Raw genomic sequence first — 17,457 nt, 5'->3', positions numbered from 1 at the left:
CTAGGAGGTTCGCGTCCGGGCGATTAGGCCGGGACGATGTTCTCCGCCTGCGGGCCCTTCTGGCCCTGCGTGACGTCGAAGGAAACCTTCTGGCCTTCCTGGAGCTCGCGGAAGCCCGAGGTGGCGATGTTGGAGTAGTGGGCGAAGACGTCGGCGCCGCCGCCGTCCTGCTCAATGAAGCCGAAGCCCTTTTCCGAGTTGAACCACTTCACGGTGCCAGTAGCCATTTTTATCTCCTAAAACAGGGGCAGAGCCGGAAATTCGCACTTTACGAATTCCTCGTCGCCGCAATGACCCCATCCGGAGAGCCGGGAACCGGCAATGACCGGAAAAAACAAATGTGCGCCTGCCGAAGTTCTCGTCAGGCGCACATAAAGTTCATGGGTACCAAAACTGCAACACGGCTACCGTAGCACGCCCTCGTGGGAGGCGCGCGGTGGAACGCGTCACACGCGCCACAGGGGTTACCGGCGCGCAGGAGTCACACGCGCCACAGCCACCACAAGGGTCACAGACAGCATGAGCGCTACAGGGACTACAGGCGCTACAGGCGCTACAGGCGCTACAGGCGCTACAGGCGCTCGATGATGGTCACGTTGGCCTGACCGCCGCCCTCGCACATCGTCTGGAGGCCGAAGCGCCCGCCGGTCCGCTCCAGCTCGTGCAGCAGGGTCGTCATCAGCTTGACGCCGGTCGCGCCCAGCGGGTGGCCGAGGGCGAGGGCTCCGCCGTTGACGTTCACCCGCCCGGGGTCGGCCCCGGTCTCCTTCAGCCATGCCAGCACGACCGGCGCGAACGCCTCGTTGATCTCGGCCAGGTCGATGTCCTCGATCGACATTCCGGTCTTCTTCAGCGCGTACGCCGTCGCCGGTATCGGCGCGGACAGCATCCGGATGGGGTCCTCGCCGCGCACCGAGAGGTGGTGGATACGGGCTCGCGGCGTCAGGCCGTGGTCCCGCACCGCCCGCTCGGAGGCGATCAGCAGGGCCGCCGCGCCGTCGGAGACCTGGGAGGAGCAGGCGGCGGTGAGGGTGCCGCCCTCCAGCAGCGGCGTGAGCGCGGCCATCTTCTCCAGGGAGGTGTCGCGGCGCGGCCCCTCGTCCACCGCGACGTCGCCGTGGGCCACCGTTTCGCGGGCGAAGCGGCCCTCGTCGATCGCCCGCAGCGCCCGCCGGTGCGAGCTGAGGGCGAACTCCTCCATGTCCCGCCGCGAGATGCCCCACTTGTCGGCGATGAGCTGGGCGCCGTGGAACTGGTTGACGGGGGCGTCGCCGTAGCGTGCGCGCCACCCCGCCGAGCCGAGGAAGGGGCCCTCGGTCAGGCCGAGCGGCTCGGCCGCCCGGCGGGACGCGAAGGCGATGGGGATCTGGGTCATGTTCTGGGTGCCGCCCGCGACGACGAGGTCCTGGGTGCCGGAAAGTACGCCCTGGGCGGCGAAGTGGACCGCCTGCTGGGAGGAGCCGCACTGGCGGTCGATGGTCACGCCGGGCACCTCCTCGGGGAGTCCGGCCGCCAGCCAGGACGTACGGGCGATGTCGCCGGCCTGCGGGCCGACCGCGTCCAGGCAGCCGAAGACGACGTCCTCGACGGCGGACGGGTCGATCCCGGAGCGTGCGACGAGGGCCTTCAGGACGTGCGCGCCAAGGTCGGCGGGGTGGACGGCGCCGAGGCCGCCCCCGCGCCGTCCGACGGGGGTGCGTACCGCTTCGACGATGTAGGCCTCTGCCATGACGACGACTCCCATTCCATGAGGTCACTCGGTGCGTACGGCGATCCCGTCCAGCACCATCGACAGGTACTGGCGGGCGATCTCCTCGGGGCTGTGGTGCCCGCCCGGCCGGTACCAGGACGCCGCGACCCACACGGTGTCGCGTACGAAGCGGTAGGTCAGCCGGACGTCCAGGTCGTCCCGGAAGACCCCGTCGGCCACCCCGCGCTCCAGCGTGCCGAGCCAGGCCTTCTCGAACTTGGTCTGCGAGTCGGCGAGGTAGTGGAAGCGCGGTTGTGCGGACAGGTGCCTGGACTCCTTCTGGTAGATGGCGACGGCCGCGCGGTGCCGGTCGATCTCCCGGAAGGACTCGGTGACGAGGGCCTCGATGGTCTCCCTGGGCCCGAGGGCGGCCGCGAGTACGGCGTCGTACCCCTCCCACAGCTCGGTCAGGAAGGTGGAGAGGATCTCGTCGAGCATCGATTCCTTGGAATCGAAGTGGTAGTAGAGGCTGCCGGCGAGCAGGCCGGCCTCGTCCGCGATTCTCCGGACGGTGGTGGCGTTGTAACCCTGCGCGGCGAACACCTCGGCGGCGGTGTCGAGGAGCTCGCGACGGCGCTGGGGGGACGCGGTCACCTGGGGCTTCTTCTTGGTAGGAGGCACCCGCCCATTCTCGGGCAGGACTCAGGCACGCTGACTGCTGACCGCGACCGTCTCCCCCGTCATGTACGACGAGTAGCCGCTGGCCAGGAAGACGATGACGTTGGCGACCTCCCACGGCTCGGCGTACCGCCCGAAGGCTTCCCGCTCGGTGAGTTCGGCCAGCAGCCCGGGGGTGGTGACCTTCACGAGGTGCGGGTGCATGGCGAGGCTGGGGGCGACGGCGTTGACACGCACGCCGAACGCGGCGGCCTCGACGGCGGCGCACCGCGTGAGGGCCATGACCCCGGCCTTGGCGGCGGCGTAGTGGGCCTGGCCCCGCTGGGCGCGCCAGCCGACGACGGAGGCGTTGTTGACGACGACGCCCGTGCCGCGGCCGGCGGACTTCATGGCGCGCAGAGCGGCCCGGGTGCAGCGGAAGGTGCCGTTCAGGGTGACGTCCAGGACGCGGGCCCACTGCTCGTCGCTCATGTCGACGAGTTCGGCGGTGCCGCCGAGCCCGGCGTTGTTGACGACGACGTCCAGGCCGCCGTGCACCTCCTGCGCGCGGGCGAAGAGGGACTGGACCTGGGCCTCGTCGGTGACGTCACAGGGCAGGGCGGTGACGCGGTCGGCGCCGAACTCCTCCGCGAGCGTCTGCTCGGCCTCTTTCAGCCGTCGTGCGTGCGCGTCGCCGATGACGATCCTGGCGCCCTCTTCGAGGAAGCGGCGTGCGGTGGCTCCACCGATGCCGGCTCCGGCCGCGGCGGTGATCACGGCGCTGCGGCCGGCCAGCAGCCCGTGTCCCCGCACATAGGCGGGTGCGTCCGTGCCTGTGCGGAAGTCCTCGACGCTGCTCATGGCCGTACGTTAACCTACCAAACACTTGTTAGGGAAGGATGGTCCCGCCATGGCCACCGAGCCGCCCGGCACGCCCGAATCCCCCGTCACACCCGGCACCCCCCGCACGCCCCGCACGCCCGGCACGCCCGAAACCCCCGCCCCGCCCAGCACTCCCGACGCATCCGCCCCGCAGGGCGCCCCCGCCCCGGAGCCCGAGCCCGTGCTGTACGAGCGCCGGGGCCCGGTCGCGTACGTCACCCTGAACCGGCCGCGTTACCGCAACGCCCAGAACTCCGCGATGACGTACGCCCTGGACACCGCCTTCTACCGGGCGGCCGAGGACAGCGAGGTGCGGGTGGTCGTGCTGGCCGGGGCGGGCGAGCACTTCTCCGCCGGGCACGACATCGGCTCCCCCGGCCGTGACGCCCACCTCCCCTTCGCGCGGCGGGCGGGCCTGTGGTGGGACCACTCGGACAAGGCGGGCGCGGAGAGCCGGCTCGCCCGCGAGTCCGAGGTGTACCTGGGGATGTGCCGGCGCTGGCGCGAGCTGCCGAAACCGGTGGTGGCGTCGGTGCAGGGGGCCTGTGTGGCGGGCGGGCTGATGCTGGCGTGGGTCTGCGACGTGATCGTGGCGGCCGAGGACGCGTTCTTCGCGGATCCGGTGGTGCGGATGGGCATTCCGGGGGTGGAGTACTTCGCGCACCCGTGGGTGATGCCGCCACGGATCGCAAGAGAGTTCCTGTTCACCGGCGACCGGATGAGTGCGCGGCGGGCGTACGAGGTGGGGATGGTCAACCGGGTGGTGGCACGCGCAGAACTGGAGTCCTGTACACAGCAGTTGGCGGAGCGCATCGCCGAGATGCCGCGCCTGGGACTCGCCCTGGCCAAACGGGCCGTCAACCAGGCCGAGGACCTCCAGGGCCTGCACGCCGGCCTGGACTCCGTCTTCGGCCTGCACCACCTGGCGCACGCGCACAACGCGGAGACCGCGGAGGACTCGCTGGGCGGCATGGACGTGGCCGCCATGAAGAAGAAGGCGGGGAACTGAAGCCCGTGGACCTCGACTTCAGCCCCGTACAGGAGACCTTCCGGGCCGAGGCCCGTGCCTGGCTCGCCGCGCACGTGCCCGCCACCCCCCTCCCCTCCCTCGAAACCGAAGAGGGCTTCGCCGCCCACCGCGCGTGGGAGGCACAGCTGGCCGCCGAGCGCTGGTCGGTGGTCTCCTGGCCCGAGGAGTACGGCGGCCGGGGCGCGGACCTCGTGCAGTGGCTGATCTTCGAGGAGGAGTACTTCGCGGCGGGCGCGCCGGGCCGGGTCTCGCAGAACGGCATCCACCTGCTCGCCCCCACCCTCTTCGACCACGCCACCGAGGAGCAGCGGGCGCGCGTGCTGCCGTCGATGGCGAACGGGGAGAAGGTCTGGGCGCAGGCCTGGTCCGAGCCCGAGGCGGGCTCGGACCTGGCGTCCCTGCGCTCCACGGCCGTACGGACAGGGGGCGGCTGGCTGCTCTCCGGCCAGAAGACCTGGTCGTCCCGGGCCGCCTTCGCGGACCGCGCCTTCGGCATCTTCCGCACCGACCCGCACGCGGACCGGCCGCACCGCGGGCTGACGTACCTGATGTTCGACCTGCGGGCGCCCGGCGTCACGGTCCGCCCGATCGGCCGCCTCGACGGGAAGCCCGCCTTCGCGGAACTCTTCCTCGACGAGGTCTTCGTCCCGGACGACGACGTGATCGGCGAGCCGGGCCAGGGCTGGCGGATCGCCATGTCCACCACCGGCAACGAGCGGGGGCTGATGCTCCGCTCCCCCGGCCGCTTCCTGGCCGCCGCGGGCCGGCTGGCCGACGACTGGCGCGCCCACGGCGACCCCGCCGACACCGCGCTGCGCAACCGGGTCGCGGACGCGGTGATCGGCGCTCGCGCCTACCAGCTCTTCACCTGGGCGAACGCCTCGCGTTTCGCGGCCGGGGAAACCATCGGCGCCGAGTCCAGCCTCAACAAGGTCTTCTGGTCCGAGTACGACATCGCCCTGCACGAGACGGCGCTCGAACTCCTCGGCGAGGAGGGTGAGCTGGCGGACGGCGCGTGGGCGCAGGGGTACCTCTTCGCCCTCGCGGGCCCCCTGTACGCGGGCACCAACGAGATCCAGCGCGACATCATCGCCGAGCGCCTGCTCGGCCTCCCGAAGGGCCGCCGCTGATGCGCTTCCTGCTCACGGAGGAGCAGCGGGAGTTCGCCCGCTCGCTGCGCTCTATGCTGCGCGCCGCGGGAACTCCCGCGGTGGTACGGGCCTGGGAGTCCGGTGACCACGCCCCCGGGCTGGCCCAGTGGACGCGGCTGGCACAGGCCGGCGTCCTCGCCCTCGCGGTCCCCGACGAGCACGGCGGGCTGGGCGTCCGGCCGGTCGAACTGGCCGTTGCCTTCACCGAGTTGGGACGCCATGCGGTACCGGGTCCCTATGTGGAGACGGCAGCGGTGGCGGTGCTGCTGGCGGGCGGCCCGCTCGCGCAGGAGTGGCTGCCGAGGATCGCGGCGGGCGAGGCGGTGGTGACGCTGTCCGACGGCGGGTACGCGCTGGACGCGGACGCCGCCGAAGCCGCCTTCGCGCTCACCCCGGCCGCCGCACTCGCCCCGCCGGGCGGCGAGCCGTACGCCTCCTCGGACCCGGCGCGCCGCCTGTACCGGCCGCGAGCGGGGGAGCCCTTCCCCGTGTCCGCCCAGCGGGTCGCCTCGGCGAGGGACCTGGCGTGCTTCCTCACCGCCGCCCAGGCGCTCGGCGTCGGGGAGGCCCTGCTCGAACAGACGGTCGCCCACGCCAGGCAGCGCACCCAGTTCGGCGTGCCGATCGGCTCCTTCCAGGCGGTCAAGCACCGCCTGGCCGACACCCTGACCGGCCTGGAGTTCGCCCGCCCGCTGCTGTACGGGGCCGCCCTGAGCATGGCCCCGGGGGACATCGCGGCGGCCAAGGTCACGGCGGGCGAGGCGGCGTACGCGGCTGCCAGGACGGCGCTCCAGCTGCACGGCGCGATCGGCTACACCCAGGAACTGGACCTGTCCCTCTGGCTCCGCAAGGCCCGCCCGCTGCGCGACGCCTGGGGCACCCCCGCCCAGTGCCGCTCCCGGGCTCTGGCGACCAGGTCACCGTGACGGCGTAGCTTGCGCCCCACCCCGTGACCCATCCGCGGCACGCGCGTTGGGCAGGGCATGAAGAAACGAAGCATGGCTGCCGCTGCCTCCCTCGCCGCCGGATTCCTGGCCGCTCTGGTCTCCCCCACCCCCGGTGCCCACGCCGCCGAGCCCACGGACCAGCTCGGTTCGCTTCCCGTGTCGGGCGAGCTGCTCGACGAGGTGACCGACTCCGCCACCGAGGCCGTGACGACCAGCGCCGTCCAGGCGGCGCAGGCCGCGAGCGCCGGGAAGTAGCAGCGGGAGAAACAGCCGGTGCCCCGCCCTTCCCGTCAACCGGGGGGGGGCGGGGCACCGCCGTTCTCCGTCAACCGGGGGGCGGGACATCGCCGTGTCCGTCCCGCCTCAGCCGGCCTTCCGTACGGTGATCAGCGCCGTACGGCCGGCCGTCCGCAGCGTTCCCCCGGTGCCGGCTCCCGGGCCGGGCCCCTCGCACACCGCGGCGTCGTACCGGCTCAGGACCAGGTCCCGGGGGCCGTGGGAAGTGGGCCGCGGACTGCGGAGGACGGCCGACGGGCCGAGCACCACGGCGATCAGCGTGCCGTGCGCGACCGGTCCGAGGTCCACGTCCCCCTCCGCGACCACGACCTCCGCCGAGGTACCCCCACCCCTGCGGTACATGACGTTGAGGTTGACCACCGGGCCGGCCAGCAGCGCGCAGTGGGTCGCCACGTCGCCCGGGAAGCGCTGCGGGACACACGGCGCGTCGACCAGCAGGGGCCCCTCACCGGACGGTGCTCCACCGCCTCCCGGCGCACCGCCGCCCTCCAGGGTGAGGGCCATGCCCCCGCCCTCCACCATGGTCAGGATGCGGTCGACGCCGGGGAACTCCGAGAACGGGCCGTCCGCCGCCACATCGGCCAGACTCACCCGCCAGTCGAAGCCGGCCGCGTCCGAACCCGGCGGCCCCCCGGCTATTTCGCGGGTGACGCCTCCGCCGTTCTTCCAGGGGACGACGGCGCGGTCCGCCGCACGCAGCAGCCTCACCGGACGATCCCCTTGTCCCTCGCCGGCGAGACGCCCGCGCGCTTGTAGAGGCTGACGGGCGCGGGTGCGCTCTCCTCCACCTCGCGGAGGTCGATGGGCATGCGCGGACCCGCTTCCGTCGTACCTGTCCCGTCCGGCTGTCCGGGCCGCCGAGGTTACGGGATCCGGGGCGGCGCTACAGCTCCTCCCCCAACGGCAGCCGGTGCACGCCCGGCAGGAACTCGTCCAGCTCCCCGGGGGTGAACCGGGACATCCCCACGACGTGCCAGAACTCGCCGTCGACGTCGCCGTCGCTCTTGTACCCGCCGCCCGGGGTGAGCGCCGCCCACCCGTCCGGTACGCCGATCAGCGTGGCCCGCAGCACCGGGGGCCCGTCGGGCGGCAGGGTCCACAGCCGGACGGTGCCGTCCTCGCCGCCGCTGGCCAGGGTGGTGCCGTCGGGCGAGAAGGCGAGGGAGAGGATGCGGCCGGTGTGCCCGGCCAGGTCGGCCAGCAGGGTGCCGGTGCCGCTGTCCCAGAGCAGGATGCGGCGGTCGTCGCCGGCCGCCGCCACGAGCGGGCGCGCCGGGTGCGCGGCCACCGTCCACAGCCTGCCGCCGGGACCGCGCAGCCGGCGGGCCGCGGTCCCGTGCCGCCAGAGGATCACCGTGCCGTCCCAGCCGGCGCTCGCCAGCCACCGCCCTTCGGGGCCGGTGCCGAAGGCCACCCCGTACACCCGGTCGGAGTGACCGTCCTCGCCCGCGAGATCGGCGAGGAGTTCGCCGCTGCGGGCGTCGCAGATCCGTACGTGGCTGTCGTCGCAGCCGGTGGCCAGGACGTCCTCGCCCGGGCGGAAGGCGATGGAGCGGACCCGGCCCCGGTGCTCGTGGAGCTCGCAGACGTAGGCGCCGGTGGAGCGGTACCACAGGCGTACCGAGTCGTCGTCGTTGGCGGTGGCGAGCAGGACGCCGTCGCTGCTGAAGGCGGCGGCCCAGATGTGTTCGGTCTCGGCGTCGAACTCGCGCAGGTACTCGCCGCCCGAGGGGTTCCACAGGTAGATGTCGCCGTCGTTGCTCGCGGTGGCCAGGACGGATTCGGCGGGGCTGAAGACGGCGGACACCAGCCGGTCGCCGCGGCCGGTGAGTTCGTGGGTGCGCTGGCCGGTGCGGGTGTCCCAGAGGCGGACCGTCCCGTCGTTGCCCGCCGCGGCGAGCTGGCCGCCGTCCGCGCTGAAGCCGACCGCGGAGATCCGGCGGCCGTGGCCGCGCAGGATGCGCCTGCCCTGGCCGGTGGCCGCGTCCCAGATGCGGGCGCCGCCGTCGTTGCCGACAGTGAGGAGCTGGGTGTCGCCGGGCCGGAAGGCGCACGCCCAGGCGGAGCCGCGGTGTTCGGAGGGCTGACGGGGGCGCAGGGTGACGGTGTGGCCGCCGGTGCGCCGTTCGGTGACGGCCCAGACGCGGACCGCGCCGTCGCTGTCGCAGGCGGCGAGCAGTCGTCCCTCGTCGCCGAAGAGGACCTGGTAGACGGCTCCGGTGAAGGTCTCCAGGGTGCCCGCGGGGGTGCCGCCGACGGGGTCCCAGAGCCGGACCCGGCCCTCGGTGTCGCCGCTGGCCAGGAGGGTTCCCGAGGGGTGGAAGTCGAGGGTGTACACGCGGCCGGTGTGGCCGGTGAGTTCGTGCAGGAGGCGGATGCCGGAGGTGCGCCAGACGCGGACGGTGCCGTGTTCGCCCTCGCCCATGTCGGCGGTGGCGAAGAGGCTTCCGTCGGGGCTGAAGCGGGCCCGGTAGACGGCTCCCCGGTGGCCTTCGGCCTCGTGGGTGCAGCTGCCGGTGGCCAGGTCCCAGATCCGGACCCGGGCGGCGGCGTCGCCGGTGACCAGGAGGCGTCCGTCGGGGCTGAAGACGGTGGTGTAGACGGGGGCGGTGTGCCCTGGCAGCCGGTGCAGGGCGCGTCCCGACGCGGTGTCCCACACGGTGACCAGGCCCTCCCGGTCGCCGGTGGCCAGCCTGCCGCCCGCGGTGTCGAGCGAGAGGGGCCACACCCCGTCGGGGTGGATGTCGAGCCGGTGCCTGCACTGCCCGGACACCGGGTCCCACAGGCGCACGGTGCCGTCGGAGCCGCCGGTGGCGATGACGTCGGGCCGGCACTTCACCGCGTACACCCGGCCGGTGTGCCCCTGGAGGGTGCGCAGGGCGAGCCCGTTGTCGGTGCCGCAGAGCAGGACGCCGCCGTCCTCGCTGCCGACCGCGAGGAGTTCGCCGTCCGGGCTGTACGCGATGGGCTCGGGCAGCCGGCTGGTGCGCATGTCGAAGCCGTACGGCACTCCCACGGCCGACGGCCGGAACCCGGCTTCCACCGGCATTCCGGGGGCCAGTGAGGCCCGGCTCAGCTCGGGGGCCCCGCGCGTGGCGTCGTCCAGGTGTACGTCGATGAGGGCGGCGCGCGGCCAGCGGCTGCCGGTGAGTTCGACGCCGCGCAGGTCGGCCCGGGTGAGGCGGGCCCTGGTGAAGTCGGCGCGGGTGAGGTTCGCCCCGGTGAGGTCGGCCCGGTCGAGGCGGGCGCCGGTCAGGTCGGCGTCGGTGAGGTCGGCCCGGGTGAGGTTGGCGCCGACGAGGAGGGTGTCGGTGAGGTCGGCCCCGGTGAGGTCGACGCCGGAGAAGTCGCGGTGGGAGAGGTCCTCGGCGGCCAGCCTGGCGCCGCGCAGGTCTGCGTGCGAGGGGACCTTCAGCCGGTTGCTGATGCGGACGGCGTTGGCGCGGGCCGCGTCGCTGACGCCGTGGCCCGGTGAGTCGAGGACGTTGCGGACCCAGGTGGCGCACTTCTCGTGGTCGGCGAGGTCGCAGAGGAACTCCACCGACAGCTGGGAGAGCAGCCCGGTGGACAGCAGTCCGTGCTGCCCGCGGCCGAGCCGGGCCGCCGCCTCCCTGGCCACCAGCCATTCCACGACCGAGCCGTGGATGAACTGGAACACTCCGTCGTCGCTGCGCACCAGCAGCGTGCCGGCGCCCAGCGCCTGCGCGGATTCGTCGACGGTCATGGGGGATTCGGTGAGTCCGGTGAGGGTGCGGGCGGAGATGTCGGTGAGTTCGTCGAGCCGCAGGGCGGTGCGGCCGGACTCCCACAGGCGCAGGGCGAGCGCGGTGACGGCCTTCCACAGGGCGTCGATGCCGAGCCCGGGGGGCGCTCCCGGGCCGCCCTGGCCGCGCTGTTCCTCGTACCGCAGCCAGGAGGTGAAGACGTCCTCGTAGAGGCGGGCCGGGCTCAGGGCGCGGCCCGCCCCCGCGACGGTGCGCAGCTGGTCCGCGGAGAGGTCGGCGACGAAGGACAGCAGGCGCGGGTTGCGGCACAGGGCGAGCAGGTCGGGGATGCCCTGCAGGAGGTGGAAGCGCTGCTCGGCGGTGTGCACGTCGCCGTAGGTGTTGCGGAGGTAGGCGTGGATCTGGTGCGGGGTGAACCCGGCGACGGTGAGCACCCGGCGCTGCGGGAGGAGGCCGACCTGCTCGCCGAGCGCGGTGAGGACCTGCTGCTGGTTCTTGAAGTGCTGGGTGCGGCTGCTGACCACGATCTTGGTGTTGCCGACGCAGGCGTCGATGAGGACGCCCAGGTGTTCGGCGGCGCTGTCGTAGCTGACCCGGTTGACCAGCTCGTCGAAGCCGTCGAAGAGGAGCACGACGCGGCCCTGGGCGAGCATGTAGCGCAGCGCGCGCAGGTCGATGTGGTCGACGTGGTGGCTCGCCAGGTGGGCGGCGACCAGGCCTTCCAGGCTCTGGGCCCGGTCGAGGGTGTTGAGCGGGATCAGCAGGGGGATCAGGTGCGGGAGCTGTTCGGGGATGCGCCGGGCCAGCTCGCGCAGGGCGAAGGTCTTGCCGTGGCCGAAGTCGCCGAGGAGCAGGACGAAGCGGCCGTGGTCGGAGTCGAGGAGTTCCAGCAGCGCGTCGAGGAGCCCTTCGCGTTCCTCGCCGGTGCGCTCGTCCTGGCGGGAGGTGTCGCGGTAGCGCTGCGGGAGGTAGAGGTCGGGGGCGTACTGGCCGCCCTCGTGCAGGGCCGCGGTCTGTGCCGCGACGTGCCCGCGCAGGTCGAGCAGCCCCTGGAACTCCAGGAAGCTGCGCACCCGCACCCGTACCCCGTGCCGGGCGGCCCGCTCGCGCAGGCCCTGCGGCGGAGCCTGGCCGGCGTGGACGAGGACCGCTTCGCCGTCGGTGCCGCTCGCGTGCACCTGGGTGGTGAACCGGTCGAGTTCCGCCTCGGTGGGGGTGCCGGGGTGGACGGCGATGCGCTGCTGGCGCACGACGCCCTCCTCCTGCCAGGTCGCCAGGATCTGTGCCATGTCGGCGGGCGTGGGGCGGGCTGCGTCGCGCAGGCTGACGCCTTCGCGGCGGACCCGGCAGATCTCCTTGACCCGTTCCACCAGGGAGTCCACCGGGTGAGCGGAGTCCTGGGAGCCGTCGCCGGGGCGGGCGGGCGGCTGCGGGAAGTCGACGTCGGGGAGGTCGGGTACGGGGAAGACGCGGGCGGTGTGCTGCCAGTCGGCGGCGAACGTCAGCGGTTCGGCGGCGGGCCGGTCCGTCCAGCGGGCGGCCCCCTCCGCGGTGATCCGCAGCAGCTGGAAGCGGGCGGGAGCGGCGGCCCCGAAGGTCTGGAGCGGGACACCGCCCTTGCGTTCCCCCGGTACGGCGAGCTCGGCCCTGCTGGGGGTGCCCGTGGTGGTGCGGGGTCCGCCGGTCGGGCCGTGCAGCAGCAGGTTGAGCCGGGGGGCGGCGAGCCGGGCGAAGGTGTCGGCGTCGCGCAGGGCGCCCGGTCCGCCGGAGGCGTCGCCGGGGCGGGACGCGGCGGTGAGCGGGTGCCTCAGGGCGCCGATCCGGAGCCAGCCCTCGGCCTCGTACCTGCGCAGCGCCTCCGCGAACCAGGCGGCCTGGTCGCGGCCGATCAGCCCGTACTGCTCCTCGGGCCGGTGGCTGTAGGCGAAGGAGGAGTTGAACCCGGCGACGACGGTGTGCAGTTCGGGGACCGGGAAGAGGGTCCAGGGCTGGTCGCTGTCGAAGACGGTGTCCAGGCCCTGGTAGAGGCTGCGGAACAGCCGGGTGTAGTGCCGCCACTTCGGCCAGTACGGGGGCAGCGGGGCCACCTCGTCGGCCTCGCAGGTGTGGAAGTAGCCGAGGCAGGCGGCCAGGCTGACGTCCTGTGCGCCGGGCACCACCACGACGCGCTGGGGCGGCAGTTCGAGGTGGGAGCGCAGGGCGGTGAGGAAGCCGAGTGCCTGGTCGCACTCGCGGGGGCTGCCGGATGCGGTCAGGTCTCCGGTGACCACGAGGAGGTCGGGGTCGGGGGCACCGGCGTCGCGCAGTTCGATGAGGTCGCCGCGGACCTCGCGGGCCAGTGTCTCGGGTTCTCGGCCGCGACCGAAGTCGGGTCCTGCCAGGTGCAGGACGTTCACCTCGCCCTGGCCGCCGCTCCCCCCGTCGGACAGCGGGTAGGCGGGTGCCTTGGCGGGGCGCCTTCGGCCCGCCCAGCCAGGGCCGCCGAGCCTGCTGGGGCCCGGGAGGCCAGGGAGGTCGGGCAGGCCGGTGGCGGGGCGGGGGCCGCTGCCGGGGAAGCCGGGGCGGCGGGCGGGCCTGGCGTTGCCTTCGAGGGCCTGCTCGATGCGGGTCAGCAGCATGCCGCGCGCGGTCTGCGGGTCGGTGACCCCGACCAGGTCGACGTACGTGAGGGTGGCGAGCAGCCCCTCGATGGGGGTGTCCTCCACCCGTACGGTGAGCAGTTTGCGCTCCGGTGACTCGGGCGAGGCGCGCAGGGCGGCCTGCCACTCCATGCGCCCGTAGGTGGAGCGGGCGTAGTGGCGGGAGAGGATGGCGACGACGGCGGCGGACTGGCTGACGCCCCGGTCCATGAAGTCGATGAAGTTGGTTCCCGCGACGAAGTCCCACGCCTGGACGAGGGTGCTGTACCCGGCGTCCTCCAGGGTCCGCGCGATCCAGGCGGCCCATTTCTCGTCCGCCGGGGAGTAACTGATGAAGAAATCCAACTCGCCTGCTCCGCCGCCGACTTCAGCACTGGTCGCCATGCGCCTCATGGTAGGGCGAGGGGCCTGCGGTGAGCACGGTCATGGACATCACGGCCCTGGTTAGCATGGTCCGATGCTTCTCCTGCGCCGCCTCGGCCGTCTGCATCCGCTGGACTGGGTGGCCTGTGCCCTGCTCGCGCTCGGGCTGCTCGCCGTGGCGAGCGGTCTGCTGCCGACCGGTAACGCCTCGGACGTGATGGCGCGGATCGTTCCGCTGCTCGCCTTCCTCGGCTCGGTGATCGTGCTCGGTGAGCTCACCGGGAAGGCCGGGGTGTTCGACGTGATCGCCGCGTGGGTGGCACGGACCGCCCGCGGCAACTACCTGGCTCTGTTCTGCCTGTGCGTGGCGTTCGCGTCCGTCACCACCATCGCCCTGAACCTGGACACCACCGCGGTGCTGCTCACCCCCGTGATGCTGGCGCTCGCGGCGCGGGTGGGGATCGCCGCGCTGCCGATGGCGATGACGACGGTGTGGCTCGCCAACACGGCGAGTCTGCTGCTTCCGGCCTCCAACCTCACCAATCTGCTGGCCGCCGACCGGATCGCGCTCTCCGCCTCCGGCCTGGCGGCGACGCTGTGGGCGGCCCAGCTCGCGTCGATCGCGGTGACCATGGCCTGTCTGTGGGGCTTCTACTGGCGGCGCGGCAGGCGGGGCGCCGACCGCTACACCCCGCCGACCGCGCCGGTGCCCGCCGACCCGGTGCTGTTCCGGGTGAGCGCGGTGGCCTGCGGGGGGTTCCTGCTGGCCATTCTGGTGTGGGACGTGCCGCTGTGGTCCGCCTCGGGGGCGGCGGCACTGGTGGTGGTGGCGGTGTTCGCGGTGCGTCGCCGGGGGGAGCTGAAGTGGTCGCTGGTGCCGTGGCGGCTGCTGATCCTGGTGCCCGGCATGTTCCTGGTGGTGGAGACCGTCAACTCCAACGGCCTGCACCACCTGCTGGCCGCCGCGCTGGGCTCCGACGACGGGCCGGTGGGGATGCTGCGCGCGGCGGGCGTCGGCGCGGGCGTGTCCAACGTACTGAACAACCTGCCCGCGTACGTGGCGGGTGAGGCGGCCGTCCCCGACGGGAACCACCACCAGCTGCTGGGCCTGCTCGTCGGCGTCAACGTCGGTCCGGTGGTGACTCCGTGGGCGTCGCTGGCCACCCTGCTGTGGTTCGAGCGCTGCCGCTGGCACGGCACGCAGATCGCGCTCGGCCGGTTCCTGTGGACGGGTCTGGTGCTTGCGGTGTCGGCGACGCTGGCGGCCACGCTGGCGCTGGCGGCGACGGTCTGAGGGCGGGGACGGCCTGAGGGCGGGGACGGGCGGTTCCGCCGGCCGTGGCCCCGCTCACTGCCTGGTGACCCGCGCGACCTCCTCCAGTACGTGGGCCAGGGTCCCGCCCCTCGCCGCCACGAAGCTCCGCCCGCTCGCCGGTCCGCTGAACCCGGGGCGGAAGGGCTCCCCCGCCAGGGTGCGCAGCTCCACCCCCGCCTCGGCGGCCAGCAGGGCCCCTGCGGGCAGGTCGACGCCCTCGGCCCGGTATCCCACGAAGGCGTCGATGAACCCGCGCGCGAGCAGGCTCCAGCCGACCAGCGGCGCCCACAGCTGGAGCACCCGCCGGCAGCGCTGCTCGAGCATGCCGCGCAGGGCAGCCGCCCCGGGGTCCGCACGGTCCACCCCGTACCCCTGGGTCCAGGCGACGAGGGGGCCGCGGGCGGGCAGCGCGGCGGCCGGGCCCGGCAGTGGTCCTTGCGGACCGTGCGCGCCCTGTCCGGTGACGGCGTACCAGGTGGTGCGGCTGGTGGGCTCGTGCACGACCCCGAGAACGGGCCGCTCCCCCAGGCACAGCCCGACTCCGACGACGTACACGTTCAGCCCGATGGCGATGTTGTTGCTGCCGTCCAGCGGGTCGACCAGCCAGGTGCGTTCGCCCTTGCCGGCGAGGATTCCGGCCTCCTCCGAGAAGATCCGGTCGTCGGGGAAGTGCTGTTGCAGACGGCGCAGGACGATCTTCTCCGAGGCGAGGTCGAGGTCGGTCACCACATCGCCCGCGGTCCCCTTCGGGCGGACGCCGCGTACGTCGCCGAAACTGCGCAGCAGGTCGCCCGCCTCCTCGGCGGCGGTCACCGCGACCCTGCGCTCGCTCTCGTACGGTGCGGGCCGCTCAGCCATCGGCCATCCTTCCGAGTGCCGTCCGAACGGTCTTGACCGTCTGCCCCCGGTCGTACAGCCGTCGCACGGTGCGGCCGGCCCGCCCGTCCAGCGGCCCGAGCGAGAGGTCCATGCCTCCGGGCCTGGCCAGGCCGAGGACGAGGGTGGCGGTCGGACGGTGCGCGGGGACCAGGGTGGTGTGGAACTCCCCGGCGGGCAGGGTGTAGCTCTCGCCGCCCGAGCTGGTCAGGCGCGCTGCCGGGCTGCTGCGGACGAGCAGGGAGGTGGGGCGGATCTCGTCGATGCCGTCGGGGTCGCTGCGGATCTCGAAGACGCGGTGGGTGGGGCGGGCGCCGCCGTCGGTGGTGCGGACGCGGACGTTGACGACCTGCCCGTAGAGCACGTGGCTGCTCAGGTCCCAGCTGTGGGCGTGCACGGGCGCGGCGTCCGGTTCGGGGTCGAGGCCCCCCTCGAAGAGGTGCACGCAGATGCCCCGGTCGCCGTCGCGGAGCAGCGGCAGGCAGAGGAAGCCGAGCGGATGGCGGACCGCGGGCAGCTCGCGGCGCCCCGAGGCGATGCGGGACAGGGCGGCACGGGCCCGCTGCCTGAGCAGGGAGGTCCGGTCCGTGTTCAGCGCCTGGAGAAGTTCGTCGTAGTCGAGCACCTGGCCGGGGCCGGGCACGCCGCCGTCCGACGGGGACTGCGAGGTGCGCGGTACGCCGCCGTCCGACGGGGGCTGCGGTGTGCGCGGTGCGCCGCCGTCCGGCAGGGGCTGCGGGGTGCGCGGTGCGCCGCCGTCCGACGGGGGCTGCGGTGTGCGCGGTGCGCCGCCGTCCGGCAGGGGCTGCGGGGTGCGCGGTGCGCCGCCGTCCGGCGGGGGCTGCGGGGTGCGGTCCAGGTCGTCGTCCATGGGTTGCGCCCGGGCCGGGCGCCTCACCTCCGGTAGGGGTCCTCGGCGTGCAGGGCCTTCGTGGTGATCTCGCCGATGTCGCTGTCGGTGAAGGTGCGCGGGAGCGGGAGCCGCAGCTCCTCGAAGAGCGTGCGCACTTCGTCGACGGTGGGTTCGGGGGCGAGCGGCGGCGCAAGGCGCAGGTCGAGTTCGTCTGCCTGTTCGCGGCTCTGGTGGAGTTCGGTGACGTAGTAGTCGTACAGCGGCTGCCCGCGGCGGACCAGGAGGTTCATCCGGGACCTGTCGTCCTGGGTGATGACCAGGCAGGTTTCGGAGAGGTCGAAGCGCAGGGTGGAGACCACGGAGGAGAGGTGTACGGCGATCTCCAGGGTGGCGAGCTGCTGGCGGTAGCAGCAGGCCGCCAGGACGGTTGCGTACGCCTCCTTGCGGACCCGGTCCGTGGTCCACTGGGCGGCCTCGGCGGCGTTGTGCTGCCCGGCGAACATCTGCCGGAACCGGGCGTACGCGGCGCACGCCTGCGTGTCGCCGGGATTGACGATGTCGATCTTGATGTTGAGCTGGGAGCGCTGGACCTTGGCGGTGTTCACGCAGCTGGGCAGCGTGACAGCCCTCAGGTAGGTGCCGGTGCCGCCTTTGAAGTACCAGAGGTGGGTGCGCTGCCGGGCCTCGCGCAGGGCCTCCCCCACCTCGGCCCCGATCAGCGAACTGACCATTGCCTGGTCGTCCAGGGCCCGCCGGGTCCCGGCGAGCGCCTCCTGGATGCTGGCGGGCTGGCGCACCCGCTCGACGATCGACCCGATGGCGAGCGCACCGAGCACGAGCAGCGTCGCACCGGACACGACGTCGTCGTCGAGGACGTCGCCGAAGATGTCGAGCAGACCGATGGTCAGCGCGATCGCGGCCGCGACGACCACGTCGATGTTCTTGAACGCCCAGCCGACAGCTCTCTCCAGCCGCCTCGCAGGCACCGTCATGAGCGCACCTCCCCCGTGCTTACCCGATCGTAGGGAAGCG

The 17,457-nt window shown here is 73.3% G+C and carries 14 protein-coding genes; 5 read left to right on the top strand and 9 right to left on the bottom strand.

Features of this window, described 5'->3' with window-relative positions; translation table 11 throughout:
* Positions 1–23 precede the first annotated feature (23 nt).
* The 4 genes from ACFWVV_RS18760 to ACFWVV_RS18745 form a co-directional block, all read right to left on the bottom strand.
* A complete protein-coding gene (locus tag ACFWVV_RS18760) occupies positions 24–227 on the bottom strand; it encodes a cold-shock protein (RefSeq protein WP_003969786.1) in 204 nt (67 codons plus the stop codon).
* A 344-nt stretch (positions 228–571) separates the two neighbouring features.
* Positions 572–1,729: an acetyl-CoA C-acetyltransferase gene (locus tag ACFWVV_RS18755; protein WP_384347066.1), complete on the bottom strand. Its 1,158-nt coding sequence runs from the start codon at positions 1,727–1,729 to the stop codon at positions 572–574.
* Positions 1,730–1,753: 24 nt separating this feature from the next.
* On the bottom strand, positions 1,754–2,371 hold the full coding sequence (locus tag ACFWVV_RS18750; protein WP_384347064.1) for a TetR/AcrR family transcriptional regulator: 618 nt from the start codon (positions 2,369–2,371) through the stop codon (positions 1,754–1,756).
* A 21-nt stretch (positions 2,372–2,392) separates the two neighbouring features.
* The gene (locus tag ACFWVV_RS18745) at positions 2,393–3,208 is read right to left on the bottom strand and encodes an SDR family oxidoreductase (protein ID WP_384347061.1); all 816 of its coding nucleotides are present in this window, start codon (positions 3,206–3,208) and stop codon (positions 2,393–2,395) included.
* A 49-nt stretch (positions 3,209–3,257) separates the two neighbouring features.
* On the opposite strand from ACFWVV_RS18745, the gene ACFWVV_RS18740 reads away from it, so the two are divergent.
* The 4 genes from ACFWVV_RS18740 (at position 3,258) to ACFWVV_RS18725 (ending at position 6,612) form a co-directional block, all read left to right on the top strand.
* Positions 3,258–4,238 carry an enoyl-CoA hydratase gene (locus tag ACFWVV_RS18740; RefSeq protein ID WP_384347059.1) on the top strand — a complete coding sequence of 327 codons (981 nt, stop codon included), beginning with the start codon at positions 3,258–3,260 and terminating at the stop codon, positions 4,236–4,238.
* Positions 4,239–4,243: 5 nt separating this feature from the next.
* Entirely contained in the window at positions 4,244–5,389 is a 1,146-nt protein-coding gene (locus ACFWVV_RS18735; RefSeq protein ID WP_384347057.1) for an acyl-CoA dehydrogenase family protein, read from the top strand.
* A complete protein-coding gene (locus ACFWVV_RS18730) occupies positions 5,389–6,336 on the top strand; it encodes an acyl-CoA dehydrogenase family protein (RefSeq protein WP_384347054.1) in 948 nt (315 codons plus the stop codon). The genes ACFWVV_RS18735 and ACFWVV_RS18730 overlap by 1 nt, the downstream gene beginning before the upstream one ends.
* 72 nt (positions 6,337–6,408) lie before the next feature.
* Positions 6,409–6,612: a hypothetical protein gene (locus tag ACFWVV_RS18725; RefSeq protein ID WP_384347052.1), complete on the top strand. Its 204-nt coding sequence runs from the start codon at positions 6,409–6,411 to the stop codon at positions 6,610–6,612.
* A gap of 108 nt (positions 6,613–6,720) precedes the next feature.
* Here the strand turns inward: ACFWVV_RS18725 and ACFWVV_RS18720 are convergent, their stop codons facing one another.
* Positions 6,721–7,362: a HutD family protein gene (locus ACFWVV_RS18720; RefSeq protein WP_384347049.1), complete on the bottom strand. Its 642-nt coding sequence runs from the start codon at positions 7,360–7,362 to the stop codon at positions 6,721–6,723.
* Positions 7,363–7,537: 175 nt separating this feature from the next.
* Complete coding sequence (locus ACFWVV_RS18715) at positions 7,538–13,402, bottom strand: TIR domain-containing protein (protein ID WP_384347046.1); 5,865 nt, start codon at positions 13,400–13,402, stop codon at positions 7,538–7,540.
* A 73-nt stretch (positions 13,403–13,475) separates the two neighbouring features.
* Here ACFWVV_RS18715 and ACFWVV_RS18710 point away from each other — a divergent pair, with 73 nt between their 5' ends.
* A complete protein-coding gene (locus tag ACFWVV_RS18710; protein WP_384347043.1) occupies positions 13,476–14,675 on the top strand; it encodes an SLC13 family permease in 1,200 nt (399 codons plus the stop codon).
* Between the two features lie 54 nt (positions 14,676–14,729).
* On the opposite strand, the gene ACFWVV_RS18705 is transcribed toward ACFWVV_RS18710, so the two are convergent.
* The 3 genes from ACFWVV_RS18705 to ACFWVV_RS18695 are packed head-to-tail and all read right to left on the bottom strand — an operon-like array spanning position 14,730 to position 17,417.
* A complete protein-coding gene (locus ACFWVV_RS18705) occupies positions 14,730–15,554 on the bottom strand; it encodes an inositol monophosphatase family protein (protein WP_384347040.1) in 825 nt (274 codons plus the stop codon).
* The gene (locus ACFWVV_RS18700) at positions 15,547–16,443 is read right to left on the bottom strand and encodes a hypothetical protein (protein WP_384347037.1); all 897 of its coding nucleotides are present in this window, start codon (positions 16,441–16,443) and stop codon (positions 15,547–15,549) included. The genes ACFWVV_RS18705 and ACFWVV_RS18700 overlap by 8 nt, the downstream gene beginning before the upstream one ends.
* Before the next feature lie 23 nt (positions 16,444–16,466).
* Positions 16,467–17,417, bottom strand: coding sequence for a hypothetical protein (locus ACFWVV_RS18695; RefSeq protein ID WP_384347034.1), 951 nt, complete (start codon positions 17,415–17,417; stop codon positions 16,467–16,469).
* Between the last annotated feature and the right edge of the window lie 40 nt (positions 17,418–17,457).

Origin of the sequence: Streptomyces sp. NPDC058663, from assembly GCF_042716745.1 — a bacterium.
GTDB lineage: Bacteria > Actinomycetota > Actinomycetes > Streptomycetales > Streptomycetaceae > Streptomyces.
This window is presented reverse-complemented; position numbering and strand designations above follow the sequence as displayed.